This window comes from Paludibacter sp. 221 (assembly GCF_010501035.1).
Lineage (GTDB): Bacteria > Bacteroidota > Bacteroidia > Bacteroidales > Paludibacteraceae > QVMH01.
In genome coordinates this window covers 22,532-40,927 of record NZ_QVMH01000001.1, presented here as the reverse complement: position 1 = coordinate 40,927, position 18,396 = coordinate 22,532, and the positions used below count along the sequence as shown (strand labels likewise).

The window sequence follows — 18,396 nt, the reverse complement described above, 5'->3', positions numbered from 1 at the left end:
TAAAGCACAGCATCAACAAATAGAGGCTATACAGGCATCTATCGAATTACTGGAGGTGCGAGTTAAATTCTTCGAGAATTATTTAAAGGAGTCAAATTTCGAGTTGTGGGCTCAATATCAACGTTTTGTTTATAGCGAGACTCAGCGGCTTTTAAAAGATGCTCGCACCGCTCTCGGCAACTTGCCCGATTTTCCTGAACCCGTTGAATAACCGATTCATTATGTTTTGCAATATTCTTGTTGATTGCTATTTCGGAAATTTTGGCTTTGAATGGCGAACCGAAACTATCAACCTTTTCAAGTTTCTTTATTTCGACTTCGTTAAATGTGGTCTGAATTCTTACAAAGCCTATTATCTTACTCCACAAAGCACGGCGACGGGTGTCATAATATTTAAAAGGAGTTTTACCGAGGCTTCGACGGTATCTTGAAGCCTCACGCACTTCTATATATCCGTCGCAACAGTCTATTAAATTTGTACAGTTTTTTGCTATTGTATTAGTTGATAATTTCCCCATGATTTTATATTATTGATAATCTGATTAATAAATAGATAAGATAAGCACCTATTGGAGCAAGTATTGCCAGGCAAATACGTTCATTAAGCGGGTCGCTCAGTAGCTTATCAAAAAGCCAGTAGATAAATGCTTTCATATTGCTTTTTGAGTTTCCGAACGTTCTACTACTACACCGCCCATTTTTAGGGCTGCTTCTCTTATCCTGTAAGCAAGGGCGGTATTTGTTTTAAATGCTAATGCAGTACGCACTGTAGGATACGAGGTATTAAACAGCTTCTTTAGCTTCAACTTTTGACCATTGCCGACTAAAATCTCTTTTCTGACCATAATTTTTATTTTTAATTGTTTTATGTACCTTTATCGCGTCTTTCATTGTGAAAGGCAATGCAAATATAGAAAATATATTTTCGATAAACCAAATAAAATGATAATTAATTTGCGATGATAAAAGAAAGAATTATACAATTCATTGAATACAAGGGAATACCGAAAGAAGAATTTTATTTAAAAATTGGTATGACGTCAGCCAGCTTTAGAGGAAATGCAAAAAAAACGCCCCTGAATTCAAATGCTATCGAAAATATATTATCGGAAATACCCGATATTAATCCCGAGTGGCTGTTAACTGGAAAAGGCGAAATGATAAAGGGCGAAAATGAACTTGTTAAAACAAAGATAACGCCCTACAAGTTAAAGACGGACGGCGCAGGAATGGTTCATCAGGAAATACCACTTTATGAGTTAGAGGCAAGCGCAGGGCTTACCACACTATTCAGCTCTGATGTAAATCAAATACCCGTCGACTTTATCAGCGTACCGAATGCTCCCAAATGCGATGGGGCAATATTTGTGCGCGGTGATAGTATGTACCCAATACTTAAAGCTGGCGATATTGTTTGTTACAAAACAATACATAGCATAGAGAGTATATATTATGGAGAAATGTACCTAATTGATATAAATGTAGAGGGCGACCAGTATCTCACATTTAAGTATGTACAGAAGTCCGACAAAGGTGATGAATATTTATGTTTAGTAAGTCAGAACCCACACCATGCCCCTAAAGATATTTTTAAATCTGATATACGGGCTTTAGCAATAGTAAAATTATCAATTCGTTATAACACAAATGTGTAAAAACTATGACACAGGAGGAATTAGATAAACAAGGGCTTTTTAAAGGCAAATCAATAAGAGTATGTAAAAAATCTATTGGCGTTATGCTGGAGTCATTATTGCCCACTGAAAATGTTATTATAGCAATAAATTGTAATATTGGAAGCACAAACACCCCTGGAGTACTCACGCTTACCGACAAACGTCTTATATTTACATCTAAAGTACTATTTACAGTTGTAAGACACGATTTTCCACTAAAAAACATAACTTCTTTATCATTAGGAAGTGCATTTTCAAACAAGCTAATAATAGATAGTTTTAGTCTATCAATGACAATAACTGCTATAGATAGAAAGGTTGCGCAAGATATTATAAACCAGTTTCATTCGCTAACTTTATGATGTATTAATGTTTATATCAAAGATAAAGAGCTTATGAGTCAGTTAATAAGCATATTAAGCGACGCAAAAGACAAATAATTGTATAAATCCGGTAAGAAAAAACGTCGTTTTTCAATTAAATAACTGAAAATAAGGTATTTATACTGAAAACAAAGTGCTTTTTTGTGGCTTTATGGGGTATGTTAAGCCTGTTTTTGTGGCTTTTTCGTTGTTTTAATGGCTTTATGTATGTCGGTGGGCTCTCGAAAATGCCATCTTTTGACCGCCCATTTGACCGCCCATTTGACCGCCCAAAGGTAAAAAACAGGAAAAACGGGTTTTTGTGGCTTGCTGTTAACCGCTGTTTAAATAGCAGTTATGTGGTAATAAAACAGGGCTTAAATGGGGCGGTTTATGCTGTATTTATGGGGTTTTAGGGTATTCGCCACGCCATAATTAAAAAAAGGAGCTGTAAAAGCTCCCTTTATACCTGGTCAACGGACAATCAAGGGACATGTAATTCCCTTTTTCGATGATTCATTTTAATTTACTCTTACGCTTTTTTACTCGTAACTTGCTATATATCAAATAAATTATATGATTTTAAGAAAAACGCTTTTTCGATTTTTCTTTTTTACCCCCGTACATAGGCGCATACTCTTGTTCAGCTAGCCTATAGATTTTTTCCGATTCTTCTACAAGTTTTCGAATATCTTCATAAAATTCTTTTGTTATTTGCTTCTCATCCATTTATTATGATCATTTTTTGCGGATCAAAGGTTAAATGTTCATTATGTGAGACATAGCCCAACTGATTGGAAACACAATAGGTATTCCCTATCTGTTTGTCTATATTACGATGCGAATGTCCATAAATCCAATATTCTATTGGGCTGGATTCAATGTATTCTATTAGCTCGACTGTAAATGCTCCGTTTATTTTGCTTCCTGCAAAATCAGGAGATGCTAATTGAAATGATGGGACGTGATGGGTCACAACAATAATATGTTTTGCTATGCTTTTTGTTACTTCATCCTGAATAAAACGAAAACAGTTGTCGTGTTCGCGATTGAAATCGGCAAAAGTCAATATTTCTCCATTGAACAGAATACGATGAAAATCAGTAACACCACGCTCTGTTAGATAGGCTTCCTCTAATGGTATTTTTGCCCACAATGTTGAAACAATTATGTCGGTATCCTCTATGCTGATAACATCGTTATAGTAACACTTCACATTCTCTCGAATGGAACAAACCAACCCATGTGGCATCTTTGCCAAGTCGTAATACTTATACAACTCGTGGTTTCCTACAGCGACAATCACTTGCTTGAAATTCTCCGAAGCCCAATCCCAAAATGGATGCTTGCTGTAATTATCATCATTCAGGTATCCAATATCACCCGCAAGGATAAGAATATCACCTACCGGAATAAGTGGAGATTCCTTTAGAAACCTTGAATTATCATGAAATTCAAGATGTAAGTCGGATGCGTACTGTATTTTCATAATCCAAACACAGTCTTTAATTGAGTAGTAAACTCATCAATGGTAATTTCTGCTCCAAGTCCTAATTCTTTGGATAACCCGGTTGTTCCCAAACCATCTTCTTTTATCATTTCAAGAAATGTCCTTAAATCATTCTTTATAACTTCCGGGATTTCATATCTGTCACTTCCGGTAAAGGTTGAGGTAATACGAAAAATATCGTTTTTGTGTTTTGTAATATCCTCCGATCTTACCGACTCACCTCCTGCTTTACGCTTCGAGTTATTAATATATGCTATTGCCTTAAGTACAACAATGGCATCTTTATCCACGAAATTTAGATCATCTAAAACTACCGTATGAGATGTTGCATAGTGGTAATAGTCATCATCCAAAAGGATAGCAGAAAGACTTGATAAATCTTCTCCGACAGGAATTGGAGTCAAATGCGAGCCTTCCGGCACTTTAATCAGATCTGGTACTCTTGAAAAGAGTTCAATTTGTAAAGGAAAACCTTCTGATTTAGGTTTAATAAACCGGTAGAATTGTGTCTTTTCAGATATGGTTTGCCACAACTCATATTCTCCGGCTCTAATAAACTCCCAGAATCGTTTAACAAATTCATCACTTAATGCTTCCACAATCAGAATCGCATCAATATCCTTTGTTGCTCGTGGTTTCAGGCCTTCATCTTCGATAAGTTCACTGCATGCAGTTCCGCCAATAATCACATAATTGCCTGCATACCCCTTGAAATACTCCCGAAATATATCTAATCCTCTTACCATTTTTCTTTGTTTATTAGTTCTTTTAATTCAGCTTCCACACGCTCATTTGAATCTTCCCGATAACACAGATATAAAGATAGAGGATCTATATATCCATTATCACTTAATAAGCGAGGATTGTATTTCCATACTTCAACCTGCATATTTCCTTCCGTTTCATCTAAATACTCCCAAAAATCGTTTTTCCTTAACTCTTCAAATTCATTCTTATAGACGGCATACATTTCCTTTTTAGTATCTGTCAAAAAAGTGTAATGAGCTAAAGCTATATCTCCCGATTTGCAAAAAGCCAGACTCTCTTTTACGTTTGTAAAATAGGACTTAATAATCGGCGATTGCATTTGAGGTTCAGCTATCTGCCATAATAGTTTCCTATCAACCTCAAAAGCAACTCGTTTTTCTTTTGTTCCTGTGGTTTTGCATAACTTTTTTGCTTTCAGTTCTGATACAATCTTTGTTATTGTTTTAGGCGAGTAATTTAGCTTCTCTGCGATTTCTTTAAATGAGAATTCTTCTAAATGCTCCACCTGTAAATGATAGAGCAATAACATTTGAGCCGCAGGGCTTAACTGTTCCGGGAACGAATAGGTTTGCGGCTTATTCTCTTTCAGATAAATAAGTAAATCAGGCAGATATATTTGGTTTTCAGGTACTATAAAATTGAGCCGTTCTTTAACCATCCTATACCTCATTTGTGGACTTAGATTGTTCAACACAAAAACGACAGGCAATTCTGTATATTGATATATCGTTTTTACTTGCTTCTTTAGCTGACTTACAGTTTTAGGTGCTGTGTCAACATCTTCTGCAAGCAAAAGAGAATGGTCTTCCAATTCGAGTAAGCGATAATTATAGGTATGGCTCAAGTATAACGGAAGTTTCTTAATCAGCATGTCCGGCACTTTCTTTATAGTCCCAGATAAGCCAAGTATGTCTTGCAGATATTTTTGAACATCACTCATCACGATTACCTTAATTTATCATAATTACCCATAACAGGTAATTGTTGCAAATATAAGGTAATTATCTGAGGTAAACACAATAAAATACAATTATTTTCAATTTATTCCCTTTAGGTGCAGTTTCATTCTATGTTCCAGTTGTTAATGGTTGGTAGGACAGACTTCTTTATGCCCAATTCAAACTTAGTAAGTGGATTAAGACTCTGTTTTAGTTTGTTTGTACTTACTTGATTGTTAATATTTTCCAAGATAGCACCCAGTAGGGCTTTTACTCGTGGCGGATATGACAAAGCATATTTTATCATTTCAGCAATCTGCTTATCACTCAGTTTATTGATTAAACTACTTAAAATAACAATACTGTTGTCTGTCGAAGCATCGGGTATGCGTTTTATATCCTTGAGGGCATCGAGCAACTCCAACAATTTGTAATTGGTATCTGTCACATCAACGTAGCTTTTCACCGTATCAATTTTCAATGCACCTTTATTAACCGAAATACGCCTATCACGGCTAGCAATTTTAATTCGAAAAGCTACCTGTGTGGTCAACTTAAGTCTGTTATAAAGAGAATATCCGGTTTCGTATGCAACTCGCCTCCCATTCTCGAAAAGATAAGGACGTAACATCTCAGTATAATCCGGCTTTAGTTCTCCAAAAACAGTTTGTTGTGGCTTATAAAAAATACCTTTGGACATCTTTTTTATCAAACCTTCTTTTTGCAGACGTTCCAATGCCTTTGCAGCTGTAACATAATCTTCTTTAGCAATGAGTAAATCGGAGTAACCAAAGGTTTTACCCTCTGGGAATTTATTTATCCTTGTTCGTATTTCACTTGCTAATGACATGCTACAAAGATACAAACATTTTTTACAATGTCAAGTTTATCGCACTATAAACTTGACATTTATGCCGCGGAAAATTACATATGAATAGAAAGATGCCCCATATACACACGGTCAATTTCAGACAAATCATAATCTATTTTGAAATGGTTGAAGCAGGTAACGATTTAGAGACAAAACTATGCTTTTTGATTATTCATTTCTGAATCAACCGTTTGGCTCGGCTATAATTCAGAATAGGTAACGGATAAGTAACGAGATAACTTCATCAATTTGCCCCGCTTTGAGCAGGTTGATTAGCTTGACACAAAGTTAAGTAATTTTTCTGTATTTGCAAATTTTGGTCAAGGAGATGATCTCTTTCGCGTCTACAAATCATTTTCTACTATTTCGATAAACATCATACTGGGTCGATATAATTTCTGCTGTTTCATCTCTGAACCTTTTGGCTCTAAAATTTCAACATAAAAACAACTTACGATTACAAAGACAGGAAAAATTACTTAATAGAGAAAGCTATTGAAAGTTTTCTTCAAAAAAAACAAAATATCAGCTTTTTAAAATGCAAAATAGGGTACATATGAACTACATACATTCTGGCTTTTGCACATTTAGTATCAAAAATAGTTGTTCAACATCAAAATCAGATACCCCATTTTCTCTTGCTAATTGTAGCGTTTCTTCAAATGTTGGAGTTATGTTAAGATATTTTCGACTGAAATAATCATATTTAATATATGATAAAAAATAGTAGTATACACCTTTAGGTTCAATCATTATTGCAGCATTCAAATATTCTATTATTTTATCAATATTCGGACGAGGTGAAACAAAAGCTTTTTGTCCTTTTAACAAGCTTACTGCGGCATAAAAAAAGATCTCCGAATTATCAAAATTGTCTTCTATTGCTTTTTCGAAAGCAGGTAGAGCTTGATCATATAGCTTCAACTTTAGGTAGCACATCGCAATAGACGCGTTTAAGTCTTGATCATCAGGGTTTTCCGTCAATGCTTTACGATACGCTCCTGCATACTTATTTACTTCAGGCATCGGCATAGAATATACACTATTAAATGTTGATATTATAATCGGTTTGTAGCAATACATGCATTCACTTTGATTGGTAGTTACACGCGCCCCACAGCCGGGGCATGATAATTCGATTACTTGATGAGCCATATTTATTTACTATTAAACTTTAATTGTCGGTTTCTATTTTCTGCAAGCCTGTATATTTTGTTCGAAATTCGGGTTATTGAATCAGCGTCTCCACTTATTACAGCGTCCTGAAGATTGTCTATTTCATTTATAACATCTTGCTCTATTTGAAATACACTATAAGAAGACTGAGTAGGACTGCTATGAATGAGATCGTATACTTTTTCTACTTTTCTTCTTAATTCTTTGTCGGAAAGCTGCTTCATGATTGAATCTAGCGAAGTAGAAGCATTTTTTATATATTTCAATTCATTCTCTCTCTTTTCGATGCTGTCGGCAGTATGCTCATTGGCTATCATATTGGCAACCATTAAAATGATATATACTGCCATCAGAATCAACTGGATAGCCAAAGCCCACTTAAAATTGTCGGGAACAATCAATATGAAAGTGACACCGATTACCAATTCGAGGAAAAAATAGGAAGTGGATATTCCGAATAATGGGCGACGATAATTTTCCTGCCCACTCCCTTTGCGAACAAATAATGGTGTGAGTAAAAGCATTATGTATGCAAAGTGAATGAACCCGTAGGAAATCCAGACCGAAGCTGGATGTTCACTTCCTCCAATCAAGAAGAATAAAACATTAAACACTATCAAAAAAATAGCATCTAATATAATCCATAGTGTTGTTTTCATATTTTTAATCTTACATTCGATTAAGTATTTCTTGTTTCTTTGTATCAAATTCTTCTTGTGATATAGCACCAATATCAAGCATTTCTTTCAATTGTTTTATTTTCTCCACAGGGTTATCACTTGAAGCGGCATTCTCACTTTGGCTTTCATTTTTCTGCGTAAATCGTCCTGATGGTTGTTGAACAGGTTGCTGTTGTGCTGGCTGTTGTTGCATTGGATTGAATATTTGCTGAGCCATTCCTCCAAAAACACCTCCGGCAGCCATTCCCATACCTAACCCAGCTCCAGCGGAAGCAACACCTCCTGCTCCTGGATTGTTTGCTACATCAGACAAGATATTAGCAGCTTGTTGGCGCCCCCAGTCATCTCCTAAAACGCCAAAAACAGACTTATCAGCTTGAGCATTTATAACTTTCTCTCTTGCATCTAAATTCATTTGTTGAATTCGCATCTCATAATTCTGGCGTAATTCATCATCAACAAATCTCAATGTAGAAATTACGAATTCTTCTAATATCAACCCGTAATTGTCGACGATTTTTTGAAGGATAGGGCAAATAACATTTTCAGCCAGAAAAGCTTTTTTCTTGAAAGTACGAGTGATTTCTTCATCTGAACTCTCGATTGCTTCTTGAATGGAATCGGTAATGTGTTGAATAAATTGATTGAAAAAATATTTATTCATTCCTTCCTGGGTTTCGAAGAAAACATTGTTACCCAATAGTTTTTCCAGGAATTTTACGGAGTTATCTATTTTAATCTTAAATGAACCATGAGCCTGCACATTGGTCATCATCCCTAATAAAGGATCTCTGACCTGAATCGGAGCAGGCGTGCCCCAACCTATTTCTGCGCTATGTGCTTTCCTGACGAAATAGACTACACAGTTGAAAACGCTTATTCCTCCAGTAAAAGCATTTCTGATACGGCTTATGAAAGGATAATTGTCTGTCTTTAAGTTATATTTCCCGTTTTCCGAAACTGTTTCTACACGTCCGTCCTTAATGAAGATGGCCTCCTCACCAGGCATGACGATCAGGGTTGAATTGGTATTAAAGTCTTCTTCGGGTTGCTTCCATATCAAAAGTTCACCTGCTCCGGAATTCTTAATGACATCAGCCCAATGCTTTTTACCTCCAGTGTAATCTGCTTCATTCGGATTTTTATTGAAAAGTCCCATATTGCTGTAATTTTAAATTTATAACTATCGTTGCCTATCTCTGTTATAGTAAGGATTATAATTTGAATCTTGATTGTTTGAATCACTTTTGTTACGAGTGTCAGATTCGGACGAAATGCCTCGCAGCCTGTTGATTCGTTCGATCTCTTGGTTTCTTGTATTTTCTTCTTCCTGCTCTTCTTCTATTTTTTGCTGTTCTTCAGTTTCTTGCTCTTCAACGCTTTGTTTCTCAGATTCTTCTTCAGCCCTTTGCTCTTCTGCTTCTTCTTCTCTTTCCCTTTCCTGATCTTCCTCCAAATGTCGCAAGGAGTGATCTTTTTCATTGCTGAAAGAAGTTTCTTCCTCCTCTTCTATTACATCTTCTTCGGGAATTTCTTCTTCATAATATGGTCGTGATCCCCTTTCATTTTGGTAGTCGTCATCGGGTTTTATAAAAGAATCCTTTTTGCCTTCGTCATCGCCATCAGGTTCTTCCGGAGAAGTATCTCCAGTTTCTCCATCATCACCGTTACTATCGTTGCTTTGTTTCCTTCCTGACAATTCTGATAATTTATCTTTAGTTTGGTCGTCAACATTCGGATCTTCCAGTATATCATTTAATGACCTACTCTCCGGATTTTCTTCATCTTCATTGGTTTCCTTAGATTCTTCCGAGTCAGCATCTTCTTCTAAATCACTTTGGCTGTTGGTGTCATCTTGACTTTCTTCCTCCGAATCTACTATGGATTCATCATCTTCGGGAACCTCTGTTTCATTCTCAGAATCTTCTCCGGACTCTGTTTCTTCTGTTTCTGTATTTTCAGTTATTTCTTCTTCCTCGACGTCTTCCGTCGGCGATTCTTCAAAATCATCGTTTTCGAAATCTTCTTCAACTTCAGCGTCCGAAGCATCATCTCCGTTTTCTTCGTCAAAGTTATCGTCTTCTTCTATTTCGTCCGTATCTTCAGAAAGGACACTGTCATCCCACGTGTCATCTGATTCAAAATCTTCGGTTGCTGTATCTTCAGGGATATCCCCATCTTCGAAACTATTATCCGAGGTTTCAATATCGGAACTGTCCATATCCGACGATACGTCAGAGGTGTCTTCTGATTCGTTATATTCTTCGTCCATTGTTTATTTTTCTAAAGATTTTTGTATCTGAGTGTCACTTACTGGAATTTTTGTTCCGTACTTTATTTTCCGCCATAGTTGTGCTTTTACACATAATAGTAATTCCTTATTGAAGGGTTCATCATTTAGCTCTACTATAATCATTTTCGATATCTGTCCAAAAACTTTCTTTACAGGATCGAAATTAGAATCGTTTTGTTTGAAATTTCGGACAAATATTCTTCGGGATATTTCTTTTGCCAAAATGCGCCTTGAATAATCACATTTGGTAGAACAGTAACTCACATGTTGGCATTCTGGATAGGGACATAGCTTATCCGACTTATCATTCCAATATGTCGACAAAGATTTTATTCCTTCATCTGACAATGAAATGCTAATATTATTTTGTAATCGATAATCTTCTGTAACAATTTCTTCTGGTTCATCTAACTTATTAAAAAAGAAAAATGCTTCTCCTGGTTTTAACTTGGCTAATCTCTGTGCTTGCGTATCTGACATATTGGTGCTATCAGCAAGAATTTGTTTGTCGGTTGCCTCAACCAACCTAAAAGCTAGTTTCATATCCGTAAGGGCAACAACATCTACAGAAACTTTACGTGGCGATTGATCTGCAACAATTAACCCAACACCATAAGATCGAATTTCGGCAAGCATTCTTTTTACAAGTCCTTGTGCGATTGCACTTGGGTTTGCTTCTCCTTGCCCTGCATTAGTGTCTGCATCCAAAAGGACATGTGCCTCTTCCAATAAAATGACATTCTTTAAACCTCCTTCGCCGATATAATTTGCATTGACATAGGCAAGAATGGATAACAATAGGAGAGAAATAATCAATGCTTTTTGATCACTGTTTTCAATTGCTGCAAGCTCTATAATCGTAGGTTTTTGTAATAGATCTTCAATAGGAATAGAAAAGTAATTATCAAATAGATTTATTAAACTATTTAAGCGAACAATACCTGCACGGCCAATATTTTTAGCATCTCCTGTATAACCTATTTCATCAAATGTTTGTTGGAAACATTTAATGAAATCTGTTATATTGAAAATTTCACCTTTATCGTCGCTAGTGTAAGAATCAAGCCACCTGAAATCTGAATAACAATTATTTATTGCTTCTTCAAATATTTTATCAAGTGGTGTAGACATAGAAACAGCAGCTGCAAAGGCTGTTTTTAATGTTGACTTATAAGTTTCTAGTTTGACATTTTTTGGGGGAATAAATGGATTAAATATGAATGGAGAAATGAAATTCTTTCCGGGTGTGAACACCTGCAAATCAGGAATGCTTTGAATTAGAGCCCGATATTCATTCTTTGCAGGCTCAATAACCAAAAAGGGGATATTGTGTTGCTTCCATAAACGATCCAATAAGCTAACAGAAAAAGTTGTTTTCCCCGATCCGGGTGTTCCAACTATCAACATATGTTTAGCTAGATCTTTTAGAGAAAATCCTATTTTATCACCTTTTGATGAGGATTTAAGCATTCCGACTTCTATATCACCTGAATTTATTATATCATCGGTATATGTTTTACCTCTCTTGCTAGATTCGTTTACAACCAACCCTGCAGATATTTTATCATTGCCAAAAGGGAGTCTGAAAAATTCAGAAGCTTCTTCAAATGTGATAATATAGGGTAATTTGTAATAATTGGCAGAGATTTGTCCCCCATCCCATATATGATGTTCTCTTTCTGCTCCTAATAGCAATTCATTTATTGCCCAAGGAAGAGGATAGAAATTGTCATCCTTATTTACCTCATTGGGTAATAAATTTATGAATTTTAGACCTGCATTATTTATTGTTGATGCATTAAGTTGTCCATAAACACGAGTTGATATATTTGATACGGCATCTACATCTCCATAAATTAAGATATTAAAATAGAAAAGAGCATTTCCTTTATTTTGTGTATAATATTTATATATTTGAGCTTGTTTTTCAGCTAAAGAGAAGCTTATATTTCCGACTCCTTGCTCTGCGATACCTTTGTGTAGAGTATCAAGCATTTGAGTCATTCTGTCAATCTCTTGCGTTTCATTTAGAGTATAAGATGTTGGTATTAATTGAAATGATATTGCACAATTAGGATAATTAATCAATGTGTTGACTATCTTACTCAAATCTGTCTCACTATTAGGTATTTGATCAAAAGAATAGCAAACTGGTAATATCTGATTTTGAAGATTTTCTATTCTTTCTTCTTTTACTATTGCACAAATAGACTGGTCTTCAATATTATTGATGATTGGCACAAACTCTTCATAAGAAATTGTTTTATACTCATACTTTTGTATATCCAAGGTCGTTTTACATATCTCCAAAATAGAGTTTATATTTTTTTCAACAGAATAATTGTCATTTCCAATAGACCGCACCAATAAGAATATTTTTATATTCGCTTTATATGGCTGGTTAGAAACTGAATGAGTTGTCCACAGCACTTCCAGTGAAATATCATTGGGTAATCCATTTGTGATATTTAGCATTTTATAATACTGGTAAACCTCCACCAACAAATTACCCATTTCTTTTTTATATTCGATAGACATGGATTGTATATCAGAATATTTATTAGATAATATCGATATGCTAGGAATTGAAACTATTTCTATAACTCCTAAACCGATGCTTTCATTATTTGACAATAAAGTAGTGGACACCATGTTCTCTAAAAAATAAATCTATGGATAATCAATATAATAAGTCTCTCCTTTGCATTTTTTTGTTAAACGGATGTAGGTCTTATATAGTCCCTTAATTACACCATGCTTCTGCAATGCCAATAATGCGTATTCAGAACAAGTTGGCATTAGAAGGCATTTCCTACGCATTTCTTCAGGAGCATAATGCTGATATAATTCTATTATTAGAATAAGTATTCGTTTAAGAAATATCATTAGGAATAATAGACTAATAAGATTATATATATAAAATATATCCCTTCCAAAAAAAGAAGAGAAAGAAGCCCCGAAGTATCTCAAAATAAAACCTAGTACAAAAGTGGTTAGAATGATTCCTACTTCAAACCAAAACAACCAGATTAAGACCTTTTTTATATTAGTTTTAGGTCTGTAAAGAGGGCGATGTAAACAATATGATTTTGCAACATTTTGTTCTGATCCACTAGGGGTTCTTTCAACGATGGTGTGTTTTATCTTTCTTGATTTGAATATATTTACAACATCCACATCGTTATGAATTTTTCTTTTCTCTTAATTTTGCTTTCATGGCTTGGATAGCTCTTTCGGTATAATCATTCTGATCCATCGCACACCAGAGCTTATCACCGGGTACTGTAATTGCAAAACGACAAGAATCTATATTCTTCAGTATTTCTTTTTTCTGTTTAGGGTCGTAAACTGGAGATTCCTCCGTGTCTGAAGATGCCGAAAAATTAGTTATATCTTTATAGAAATACTCTTCTGTCTTCTCTTGTTTTCCATCCTCGTCCATGTTAAATGTATATTGATACAAATAAACTTGAGTATCGCTAAAAAAAAGCCAACTTACTTGGTAAGCAGAACTACGCCATTTATGGTCTTTGCCAAAACGAGCAAAATGTTTTTTGCCAAACAAATAGTTCTCAAAATGAACAGGATCTATTTCTTTTACTTGATCTTCATCTAAACCGATTTTATTAAGGGCTTTTTGTCTAAAATCCATTGAATTTAAAACTGATCTTACCATGCCATCATACTCTTCATCTTTCATCCTACTTGAAAAGCAACCATCATCATTACAAAAGTATCTGATAACTTTTTTTTGATTCTCAGGTCTCCCTTTAATTCGTTCTTTTACATATGGGGTATCATTCCCCTTTAAAAACTTAAATGCGATAAACGCACCAACACCAATAAGAATTACTAAAAAAAATCCCATAATTATTTATTTATTTGTTTAACATTTGGGTTCTGTTACTAAAAAATGAAGACGAACCCTTTATCTTCACTTTTTCCTATGTTATTTTATTTTCGTGGCTTTGCTATATTTTTCATTGATACCACTTCTTGTTTAGAGGTGGTACTATATAATATTTCTTGTATAATGTTGGTTACAAGCCAATTTTAGCGTTAGGTTTATTATATGTAAGTAGTTTTTCGAACGATTTTGCAAACAAAGAAGGAAAGGTTTGTGAGGTCGTTTTAGAGGACGCTCATTATCAGCTTCTTATCTTGCTTAGGAAGTTATTGGAAAGATATTTTTCAAACATTCATATAAACATGCTGATATACAGAGATATTATCGAAAAATACGGGTGCATATATGGTATATGTTAAAAACTTAACGTTTTCTGTTTCCTCTTTAGAAATACTTTTGTATCTTTGCGCGTGCGCGAATTTTAGTATAGTACCACCTCTAAACAAGAGGTGGTATCTTTTTTAGACGGTATTTATAGTGCGATTATCTGGGAATTTGCATCGTCTATAACAGATTGATCCAAAGAAGCTAAGTATATTCGGGTTGTCTTCTCGTTTTCATGCCCCATTCCTTCACTTATGACTTGTACGGAAATCCCTTTGCGTAGGGCTATCGTTGCCCAAGAATGCCGTGAGACATATGAACTCAACGGCTTTTCCAGATTAAGTAGTTCCGAAATTCGTTTGAGACGTTTGTTGTAAGTTCGTAAATGGCTGTTATAATCTCGGTTTTGAGAAGTGTATATAGGAAGAATATAGTCATCAATAGCAATTTCTTTGTATCGGTCTATTATTTCTTCAATACATTTTTCTACCTTGATACTCAGGGCTTGTTTGGTTTTACTACGGCAGTAGACGAGATAACCGTTCTTTAGATTGCTTTGCTTGAGATTAGCCATATCGACAAAGGACATACCTCGTGTGTAAAAACTAAACGTGAAAAGATCCCGTGCTAATAGTAAGTGGCTATATTCTGAAAGGTCAAGTTTTATTAGCTTGGTGATTATATCTTCATTTACAGCTCTTTTAGAGGTTTTGTATATGCCTGTATAAACATCTTTAAATGGGTTCTTTGAGATTGTCAAACCTTTTTGTACTGCCTGATTGTATGTAACTCTCAATGCTCGCATATAGCAAGAAATACTATTCTGTGAGACCCCATTATTTTTCAGATAAGTTTCGTACCGTTGCATCAATGAGCTGTCTATCTTGTCGATTCGAATATCTTCTCCATACCGGAAGCGGGAAAAACTTCTCCTTGCAGTTTCATATATTGATGCGGTTTTAGTTCGATTTTCAGATTTCAACTCCTTGATTTGATATTTTATGAAAGGAAAGAAGTAACCATTAAAAGAGTTATTGGCATAGTATTCAACCAGTTCCTTAGTGGTATAGTCGCCTCGTTTTTCAAGTATGGAGATTAAATCATAAATCTGCCTGACCTCTGATTCCAATCCGTCTTTTATGTTTTGTAAGTAAGACATCCTTTCGGAGTCTATGGTATTTGTTATTACTGTGGATGAACGATTATCCCACTCAAAAGAATGCAATCGAAACCTTGTCGTAATAAGCTTAGTTTCACGGCTATGAATTAATTGAATATAGAGGACTCCCTCCTTATTCTTTATAGTTGATTTTCTAAATTTTATCTTTACTGAAGTCATTTTTATCTGTTTTTACTTAATAAATTTGTTGTTAATATTCTCATCCCCTGTTTGGATTTACCTCTTTTGCCCTCTATTTTTCTTCTGAACGATGGGTTGCTTTGGCTTTTGCTCCTCCTTTTGAGTTTTCTGCAATCGTGGATCACTCCACGATTCTTTATATTGGGCATCTACTTTATTCTCTTTCCACAAGTAAGGGTTTGCATAGCTTCCCATGCCCCACCATTTTACTTTGGCTTTTGTGACATAGCCATTTTCTATGAGTATCTTATCTCGTATGCGCATTTCGTATTTGCCGTATTTGACAAACTCATCGGGATTCTTGTCGCTAAAAAAGGCTTTGCTCTTTTCGTCGTTAAGGAAAACATAGGAGGAGAATTTACCATCTCCATTGCTACGATTCATGTTTTCAAGATAAACATGCCCACCGTCTTTTAATATTTGCCATTGCTCAGACATCAATTCAGTACCACCAATAGATGGAAGTTTCGGCTTGCTTTGGGTTTGTTGTTTAGCTTTTTCATCGGTTTCTAGTTTAGTTCTTTGCTCCACCTGTTGTCGCAAGTATGTTTCTTCTATTTGCTTGTTTTCTTCCAAAAGATTTTTCTGGAACTCCTCTTTCAGATTTCCAAAGCTGTATTTTCTATCTACCTCAGAGCCTTTGAATGCTATATCTCCGTACCGGAATGATACTCCCTCAATCTCAGATGTTGTTCGTTTGTGCTTGTACTCAAGCTCTATCCCGAATTTTTGAAGATTATATCGCAGGTCATTAGGTGTTTTGCAATTCGGCAGAACGGTTTTAATCGCATCATGGATATAATATTTTGCCTTATCCGGATTCCTTAATTTCTCTCGCTTAACCCTTTCTTTGTCCTTGCCATAAGTCAATCCATGTTTGTCTTTTAGTTTCTTACAGACCTTGATATTCCGTTTGTAATCGTGGTTGACTGATATTAATTTCAGGTTATTGTCGATTCGGTTATAGACAATATGAATGTGTTCATTGTCGGTGTTGTAATGCCGGGCAATGATATATTGGGTGTTTTTAATACCCATTTCTTCCATGTATTCCTTAGCTAATTGTACCATAAAATCATTCGTCATTCTATCCTTATCTTCGGGAGCAAATGACAATGGAATGTGTCCGACAGGCTGCTTGATTTCCTTTCTGCCGGAACGTTGTATGGCAAAACTGCGGATAATATCCTGTTTACTTGAATCTAATACACCTTCAGCTTCAAGCAACTTGGCAGTATCGTTCATCACATATGATACACATCCCTTAAATGACTTTCCCTTGATATTCTTAGCGATCATCCAGTATCCTTTTAATTCTGATCATCATTCCCATTATATTAATGCTTTCCGCAATATATCCTGCCTGATTAGCTTTTTTTGCGATCTGGTTCAGGTTATTTGCTATACCTGAAAGTTTTCGCATAAGGTCAAGTTCCTCCAATGTAAAACGGGATTTGACACCTCCTTTAAGCACCATTTCCCGTGCATATTGTGTCGCTTTCATCCCTATTTTCTCCGCTTTCTCCTTGATTAAACCGAAGTCTTTCTCTGTCAATTTGAGATTGATTGAGCGATTTAACTTCTCTTTCTCCTTAGCCGGACGACCACGTTTGGGCTTCTCCTCTTTCTTATCTTCCATAACATATACATTCGAAGGTTATGGAATCTTTCTGGCTATTCAGATAGCCGGGCAAGCCAAAACGAAAGCGACCACCGGGAGATGAAATGAAGGCTTGCAAGACAACCTGACTAGCATGCGACCATCGGGAGAATAGCGGAAAGGTTGTCAGGCGAACCCAAACCAGCCGACCATCGGGAGCGGGTGCAGGAGTTCGCAGCCCCGCAGGGCAAGGTATGCACAGGAGGAACAAGAAAGAGCCACAGGCGAATTTCGGGTTACCCGTGCGATTACCTTGCTCCTTTGACGACGACAAAAAAATAAAGAGGCGTGAGGCTCTTTGTTTTTTGCTTCGGTGGCAACTATTACACACTATCCGGGGCATAAAACGTAGAAGCCCGGATTCTCTAACGCGACTTAAATTGGAGGTCGCCTTAAAATAATTTTCTTCATTCATCGGTCTGTCATTTTAATATTTCAGACCACGAAGAAAATTAATAATATCCGGTCAATATCAAAGCCGGATTGACATGTGTAACTCTGCTATATATTGCTTATTTGACCGGAAAGCAATCGGTGCGAATTGCCCCGATTTGCCAAATGTAAATTCCGACAAACCATTGAGAGATAAAAAAACATACTTGTCCTGCAATTATTCAAATAGCCTTCTTAACAGCAAGCCTTTGGCGCAAAACGCACCCTTTCAATGCATAAGAAACCGACATTGTATATTGACAAACAGAATGTTATACATTCGCGGCTGAAAGATTGGAAGGTTTAAAATTGGCAGTTTTTATAGACAGGATAATATACAAATTTCAATCTATCGATAAATTTTGAGACTTGGAAAATCTGCTGTTTTTCTGATTAGAAGTTTTTCAAGTTGGTTTTACATTTTGAAAACTTGAAAAAT

General features: G+C 35.7%; 20 protein-coding genes. 2 read left to right on the top strand and 18 right to left on the bottom strand.

The window, feature by feature from the left end:
- Positions 1-62: 62 nt before the first annotated feature.
- Genes D0T49_RS00230 through D0T49_RS00225 form a run of 3 tightly spaced genes read right to left on the bottom strand, consistent with a single transcriptional unit; the run spans position 63 to position 845 of the window.
- Positions 63-518 carry a hypothetical protein gene (locus tag D0T49_RS00230; protein ID WP_163628487.1) on the bottom strand — a complete coding sequence of 152 codons (456 nt, stop codon included), beginning with the start codon at positions 516-518 and terminating at the stop codon, positions 63-65.
- 4 nt (positions 519-522) lie between these two features.
- On the bottom strand, positions 523-654 hold the full coding sequence (locus D0T49_RS13105; RefSeq protein ID WP_255495846.1) for a hypothetical protein: 132 nt from the start codon (positions 652-654) through the stop codon (positions 523-525).
- The gene (locus tag D0T49_RS00225) at positions 651-845 is read right to left on the bottom strand and encodes a hypothetical protein (RefSeq protein WP_163628485.1); all 195 of its coding nucleotides are present in this window, start codon (positions 843-845) and stop codon (positions 651-653) included. The genes D0T49_RS13105 and D0T49_RS00225 overlap by 4 nt, the downstream gene beginning before the upstream one ends.
- A 114-nt stretch (positions 846-959) precedes the next feature.
- Here D0T49_RS00225 and D0T49_RS00220 point away from each other — a divergent pair, with 114 nt between their 5' ends.
- The gene (locus D0T49_RS00220; RefSeq protein WP_163628483.1) at positions 960-1,655 is read left to right on the top strand and encodes a S24 family peptidase; all 696 of its coding nucleotides are present in this window, start codon (positions 960-962) and stop codon (positions 1,653-1,655) included.
- Positions 1,656-1,660: 5 nt separating this feature from the next.
- Positions 1,661-2,038, top strand: coding sequence for a PH domain-containing protein (locus tag D0T49_RS00215; RefSeq protein ID WP_163628481.1), 378 nt, complete (start codon positions 1,661-1,663; stop codon positions 2,036-2,038).
- A gap of 582 nt (positions 2,039-2,620) precedes the next feature.
- Here the strand turns inward: D0T49_RS00215 and D0T49_RS00210 are convergent.
- From D0T49_RS00210 to D0T49_RS00140, 15 genes are all read right to left on the bottom strand, one after another.
- Positions 2,621-2,767 carry a hypothetical protein gene (locus D0T49_RS00210; protein WP_163628480.1) on the bottom strand — a complete coding sequence of 49 codons (147 nt, stop codon included), beginning with the start codon at positions 2,765-2,767 and terminating at the stop codon, positions 2,621-2,623.
- Positions 2,760-3,527, bottom strand: a complete 768-nt coding sequence (locus tag D0T49_RS00205) for a metallophosphoesterase (RefSeq protein ID WP_163628478.1) — start codon at positions 3,525-3,527, stop codon at positions 2,760-2,762. Before D0T49_RS00205 ends, D0T49_RS00210 begins: the two co-directional genes overlap by 8 nt.
- A complete protein-coding gene (locus D0T49_RS00200) occupies positions 3,524-4,294 on the bottom strand; it encodes a hypothetical protein (RefSeq protein WP_163628476.1) in 771 nt (256 codons plus the stop codon). Before D0T49_RS00200 ends, D0T49_RS00205 begins: the two co-directional genes overlap by 4 nt.
- Positions 4,288-5,256, bottom strand: coding sequence for a hypothetical protein (locus D0T49_RS00195; RefSeq protein WP_163628474.1), 969 nt, complete (start codon positions 5,254-5,256; stop codon positions 4,288-4,290). The genes D0T49_RS00200 and D0T49_RS00195 overlap by 7 nt, the downstream gene beginning before the upstream one ends.
- 122 nt (positions 5,257-5,378) lie before the next feature.
- Positions 5,379-6,104, bottom strand: a complete 726-nt coding sequence (locus D0T49_RS00190) for a DUF6088 family protein (protein ID WP_163628472.1) — start codon at positions 6,102-6,104, stop codon at positions 5,379-5,381.
- A 582-nt stretch (positions 6,105-6,686) separates the two neighbouring features.
- On the bottom strand, positions 6,687-7,280 hold the full coding sequence (locus D0T49_RS00185) for a tetratricopeptide repeat protein (protein ID WP_163628470.1): 594 nt from the start codon (positions 7,278-7,280) through the stop codon (positions 6,687-6,689).
- 2 nt (positions 7,281-7,282) lie between these two features.
- Complete coding sequence (locus tag D0T49_RS00180; protein WP_163628468.1) at positions 7,283-7,960, bottom strand: hypothetical protein; 678 nt, start codon at positions 7,958-7,960, stop codon at positions 7,283-7,285.
- Between the two features lie 10 nt (positions 7,961-7,970).
- Positions 7,971-9,140 carry an SPFH domain-containing protein gene (locus D0T49_RS00175; RefSeq protein WP_163628588.1) on the bottom strand — a complete coding sequence of 390 codons (1,170 nt, stop codon included), beginning with the start codon at positions 9,138-9,140 and terminating at the stop codon, positions 7,971-7,973.
- A gap of 24 nt (positions 9,141-9,164) precedes the next feature.
- Positions 9,165-10,253 carry a hypothetical protein gene (locus D0T49_RS00170; RefSeq protein ID WP_163628466.1) on the bottom strand — a complete coding sequence of 363 codons (1,089 nt, stop codon included), beginning with the start codon at positions 10,251-10,253 and terminating at the stop codon, positions 9,165-9,167.
- A 3-nt stretch (positions 10,254-10,256) separates the two neighbouring features.
- Positions 10,257-12,926, bottom strand: coding sequence for an ATP-binding protein (locus tag D0T49_RS00165; RefSeq protein ID WP_163628464.1), 2,670 nt, complete (start codon positions 12,924-12,926; stop codon positions 10,257-10,259).
- Positions 12,927-12,944: 18 nt separating this feature from the next.
- Positions 12,945-13,160, bottom strand: a complete 216-nt coding sequence (gene yidD, locus D0T49_RS13165) for a membrane protein insertion efficiency factor YidD (RefSeq protein ID WP_163628586.1) — start codon at positions 13,158-13,160, stop codon at positions 12,945-12,947.
- 295 nt (positions 13,161-13,455) lie between these two features.
- Positions 13,456-14,142 carry a hypothetical protein gene (locus D0T49_RS00155; protein ID WP_163628462.1) on the bottom strand — a complete coding sequence of 229 codons (687 nt, stop codon included), beginning with the start codon at positions 14,140-14,142 and terminating at the stop codon, positions 13,456-13,458.
- 511 nt (positions 14,143-14,653) lie between these two features.
- Complete coding sequence (locus tag D0T49_RS00150) at positions 14,654-15,844, bottom strand: site-specific integrase (RefSeq protein ID WP_163628460.1); 1,191 nt, start codon at positions 15,842-15,844, stop codon at positions 14,654-14,656.
- Between the two features lie 57 nt (positions 15,845-15,901).
- Positions 15,902-17,164, bottom strand: coding sequence for a relaxase/mobilization nuclease domain-containing protein (locus D0T49_RS00145; RefSeq protein ID WP_163628458.1), 1,263 nt, complete (start codon positions 17,162-17,164; stop codon positions 15,902-15,904).
- Complete coding sequence (locus D0T49_RS00140; RefSeq protein WP_163628456.1) at positions 17,154-17,504, bottom strand: MobC family plasmid mobilization relaxosome protein; 351 nt, start codon at positions 17,502-17,504, stop codon at positions 17,154-17,156. Before D0T49_RS00140 ends, D0T49_RS00145 begins: the two co-directional genes overlap by 11 nt.
- Positions 17,505-18,396 lie beyond the last annotated feature (892 nt).